Raw genomic sequence first — 4,664 nt, 5'->3', positions numbered from 1 at the left:
GGGGGGGGGCGCGGGGGGGGGCGTCGGGCGGGGGTGGGGGGGGGGGGGCGGGGGGGCCCCGGGGGCGGTGGCGCGCCACGCGCCAGCGGAGGTGTTCGCCGGCGCGCAAGGCTCGGGCGCGACCCTGAACGGCGCGCCGATCCGCGCCGCGCCGACCGAGGAGATCACCCGCGCGATCGTCGAGGTCGGCTGGTCGCTGCGCTCGCCGCTCGCGGGGTTCCACCGCCTCGCCGAGCGGGTGATGGCGGCGGGTGCCGGGCTCCGCTGCGGCGGCTCGGGCGCGCTCGGCCTGGTCGAGACGGCCGCCGGACGGCTCGACGCCTATCTCGAACTGCACATCAATGCCTGGGACGCCGCGGCGGCGCTGGCGATCGCGCGCGAAGCGGGGTGCTGGACGACGGAGTTCGACCGCGGCGACTGGCTCGCCCGCGGCAACCCGATCGGCTTCGGCGCACCCGCCCTCGGGACCCGCCTCGCCGCGCTGCTGGAGGCTTGAGCGCGACCGTCATCGGGACTTAACTTTGCACGACCGAGAAGACCGGGCACCCAAGCGCGGCTCGGACAGGGAGAACACCATGACATCCAGACGCGTCTTCGCCGCCGCACTGTTCGCGGGAGCGCTCGCCGCCCTCGTGCCGGGGGCCGCGCGCGCCCAGGGGCAGCTCACCGTGTACTGCTCGGTGCAGGAGGAGTGGTGCCGGCCGATGATGGCGGCGTTCGAACGCGCCACCGGCATCCGCGTGTCGATGACGCGCAAGAGCTCGGGCGAGACGATGACGCAGATCCGCGCCGAGGCGACCAACCCGCGCGGCGACGTGTGGTGGGGCGGCACGGGCGATCCGCACATGCAGGCGGCCGAGGAGAACCTCACGGTCGAGTACCGCTCGCCGCGGCTGTCGGAGTTGCACGACTGGGCGGTGCGCCAGGCCCAGCAGGCGAATTTCCGCACCGTCGGCATCTATGCCGGCGCGCTCGGCTACTCCTACAATGTGCCGGAGCTGCAACGCCGCCGGATCGAGGCGCCGCGCTGCTGGTCGGACCTGACCAAGCCCGAGTTCCGCGGCGAGGTGCAGGTGGCCGACCCGAACACCTCCGGCACCGCCTACACCCTGCTGGCGACGATCGTGCAGCTGATGGGCGAGGAGCCGGCCTTCGACTACCTCAAGGCACTGCATCGCAACATCAACCAGTACACCCGTTCGGGGGCGGCGCCGGCGCGCGCGGCCGCAACCGGCGAGTCGGTGGTCGGCATCACCTTCCTGCACGACGCGGTGACGCAGAAGGTGAACGGCGCGCCGGTGGAGCTGGTCGGGCCGTGCGAGGGCACCGGCTACGAGATCGGCTCGATGTCGATCATCCGCGGCGCGCGCAATCTCGACAACGCCAAGCGGTTCGTCGACTGGGCGCTGTCGGCGGAGGCGCAGGCGATCGGTGCCGAGGCCAAGGCGTACCAGCTTCCCTCCAACCGCAACGCGCCGATCCCGCCGCAGGCGCCGCGCTTCGAGAACATCAAGCTGATCGACTACGACTTCGCGCGCTGGGGCTCGGCGGCGGAGCGCAACCGGCTGCTGACGCGCTGGGAGCGCGAGGTGCGCGCGGCCGCACGCTGAGCGTCTGACCGCCCGGAGGCGCGCGTGGGAGCGCTGAGCCTCGCGCGCGTCGCCCTGGCCTGCGCGGCGTTCGGGCTGCTGGTCCCGCCCTGGTACGGGCTTGAGGCCGGCTTCGCCGGTTGGCCGGGCGGCGAGGCCGCGCCGCTCGCGGTGCTGCTCGGGGGCGGCGCGGTATGGTGGCTCTGGCCGGTGCCGCTGATCCTGCTCGCTTGCGCGCCGACGCTGCTCGGACGCCGCGCCGAGAGGCAGGTGCTGATCGCCTGCGGCGCCGGCGCGATCGGCTGGGTGTTCCTGCAAGGCTGGGCGATCGGGCTGCCGGGCACCGTGTGGAGCATCGCCGCGGCGTTTGTCGGCGACGCGAGCCAGCCCGCGCTCGGCTGGGGCGCGACCTTTCTGCTGACCGGCGCGGTCGGGCTGCTCGCGGCTGGGCTCGCCGCGCAGGGACGATTCGGCGGCGACGCCTTCGTGTCGTTCCTGGTCGTCGGCAGCGCCGCGCTGCTGATCCTGTTCGTGTTCGCCCCACTGCTGACCATCCTCTCGGCGGCGGCGGTGGAGGATGGCGAGCTGGCACCCGGCGCGCTGGTTGGACGGCTTGCCGCGCCCGAGGCGTGGAGCCTCGCCTGCGTGGCCGGCTCGCTCGGCTGCGGCGTGGTGTGGAACACGCTGGCGCTGGCGACGCTGACAGGTGTGCTCTCGACGCTGCTCGGCCTCGCCTTCGCACTGCTGGCGGCGCGCGCGAACCTGCGCCTGAACGGCGCGTTCCGTGCGCTCGCGATCCTGCCGCTGATCACACCCCCCTTCGTGGTCAGCCTGTCGCTGATCGTGCTGTTCGGCCGCACCGGCATCGTGACCGAGGCGCTGAGCGCGCTGCTCGGCATTCCGCGCTCGCGCTGGATCTACGGCATGCCGGGCGTGCTCCTCGCCCAGCTGCTCGCCTTCACCCCGATCGCCTTCATGCTGCTCGAAGGAGCCGTGCGGCAGATCGCGCCGAGCCTGGAGGAGGCCGCCTCCACCATGGGGGCGCGGCGCTTCACCGTGTTCCGCACCGTGACATGGCCGCTGCTGCGGCCCGGCCTCGCCGCGGCGTTCCTGCTCGGCTTCGTCGAGAGCCTGTCGGATTTCGGCAACCCGCTGGTGCTGGGCGGGGATTTCGACGTGCTGGCAACGCGGATCTTCTTCGCGATCGCCGGTGCGCGGCACGATCCCGGCCGCGCCGCGGCGCTGGCGCTGCTGCTGCTCGGCCTCACCTTCGGCGCCTTCGCGCTCCAGACCGCCTGGCTCGGCAAGCGTCGCTACGTCACCGTGACGGGCAAGGGCGATGCCGGCGCGCCCACCCCCTTGCCGCGCGGGCTGGCGATCGTCTGCGGGGCGGTCGCGTTCCCGTGGATGGCGTTCACCGCGATCGTCTACGCGATCATCATGCTCGGCGCCTTCGTGCACGACATCGGCCGCAGCGACATGACCTTCACCTGGCGCCACTACATCACGGCGTTCGAGGTGGAGTGGTTCCAGGGCCTCGTGTTCCGCGGCGCGGCGTGGGACAGCCTGTTCACCACCATCGAGGTCGCGGCGATCTCGGCGCCGCTGACGGCGGGCCTCGGCATCCTGCTCGCCTGGCTGCTGGCGCGGCAGACCTTCCCGGGGCGGCGCACGCTCGAATTCATGGCGATGCTGTCCTTCGCCATCCCGGGCACCGTGGTCGGCGTGTCCTACATCATGGCGTTCAACGTCCCACCGCTGGAACTGACCGGCACCGCGCTGATCCTGGTGATCTGCTTCGTGTTCCGGAACCTGCCGGTGGGCGTGCGCGGCGGCATCGCGGCGCTGGCGCAGATCGACCGCTCGCTCGACGAAGCCTCGGCCACCATGGGTGGCGGCGCGGTCGCCACGCTCAGGCGCGTGATCCTGCCGCTGATGCGCCCCGCCATCATCGCCGCGCTGGCCTATTCCTTCGTGCACGCGATGACGGCCGTCTCGGCGGTGATCTTCCTCGTCTCGGCGCGCCACAACCTCGCGACCGTCTACATCGTCGGGCGCGTCGAGGCGGGCGAGATCGCGCTCGCGATCGCCTATTCCTCGGTGCTGATCCTGATCATGCTCGTGGTGGTGCTGGGGATCGACAAGGTCATCGGCCGCGCGCAGATCGGCCGGCGCGTGCCGGCCGCGCAGATGCAGCCCGCCCCCGTTCCGGTGACCGCCTGACCATGCCCGACCCCGCGATCCACTTCGAGACCGTGACCAAGGCCTTCGGCCCGGTGCGCGCGGTCGATGCCGTCAGCTTCGACCTGCCGCAGGGCGCGCTGGTGACGCTGCTCGGCCCCTCGGGCTGCGGCAAGACGACCACGCTGCGGCTGATCGCGGGGCTGGAACTGCCGAGCGAGGGGCGGATCGAGATCGAGGGGCGCGACGTCTCCCGCCTCGCCGCGGCCGAGCGGCGCATCGCCATGGTGTTCCAGTCCTACGCGCTGTTCCCCCACATGACGGTGCTGGAGAACGTCGCCTACGGCCTCTCCGTGAACGGCGCGCGGCGGGCGGCGGCGGAGGCCGAGGCGCGGGCGATGCTCGCCTCGCTCGGGCTCGAGGGGTTCGAGGCGCGGCTGCCGTCGGAGCTCTCGGGCGGGCAGCAGCAGCGCGTGGCGGTGGCGCGCGCGCTCGTGCTGCGGCCGAAGGTGCTGCTGTTCGACGAGCCGCTGTCGAACCTCGACGCGCGGCTGCGGCGGCGCGTGCGCGAGGACATCCGCGACCTGCAACGCCGGCTCGGCCTCTCCGTGGTGTACGTGACGCACGACCAGCAGGAGGCGCTGGCGGTGTCGGACCTGGTGATCGTGATGCGCGACGGGCGGATCGCGCAGATGGGCACGCCGACCGAGCTGTACGAGGACCCGGCGGATGCGTTCGTGGCCGACTTCATGGGCGAGGCGAACGTGATCGCGGGCGAGGTGCTGGCCGCCGAGGGTGGCCGGGCGCTTCTGGCGATCGGCGGGGCGGAGGTGGAGGCTGCGTTGCGCGCGCACCCGCCGGGGCCGGCGACGCTGGCGGTGCGGCCGGAGGCGG

Annotated in this window: 4 protein-coding genes; all 4 read left to right on the top strand. The window is 73.0% G+C overall.

Annotated elements, in window-relative coordinates; genetic code table 11:
* The first annotated feature begins 67 nt into the window (after positions 1-67).
* Positions 68-496: an inositol monophosphatase family protein gene (locus ACTIFU_RS15625; protein ID WP_439579245.1), complete on the top strand. Its 429-nt coding sequence runs from the start codon at positions 68-70 to the stop codon at positions 494-496.
* Positions 497-575: 79 nt separating this feature from the next.
* The gene (locus ACTIFU_RS15620; protein WP_439579244.1) at positions 576-1,610 is read left to right on the top strand and encodes an ABC transporter substrate-binding protein; all 1,035 of its coding nucleotides are present in this window, start codon (positions 576-578) and stop codon (positions 1,608-1,610) included.
* Positions 1,611-1,634: 24 nt separating this feature from the next.
* Positions 1,635-3,812 (top strand): ABC transporter permease, encoded by a 2,178-nt coding sequence (locus ACTIFU_RS15615; protein WP_439579243.1) that lies wholly within the window; start codon positions 1,635-1,637, stop codon positions 3,810-3,812.
* 2 nt (positions 3,813-3,814) lie between these two features.
* The coding region (locus tag ACTIFU_RS15610) for an ABC transporter ATP-binding protein (RefSeq protein ID WP_439579242.1) at positions 3,815-4,664 on the top strand (850 nt) is incomplete at its 3' end.

The organism is Elioraea sp. (assembly GCF_051860475.1).
Taxonomy (GTDB): domain Bacteria; phylum Pseudomonadota; class Alphaproteobacteria; order Acetobacterales; family Acetobacteraceae; genus Elioraea.
The sequence above is the reverse complement of the archived record's forward strand: the minus strand, read 5'-3'. Positions and strand labels throughout refer to the sequence as shown.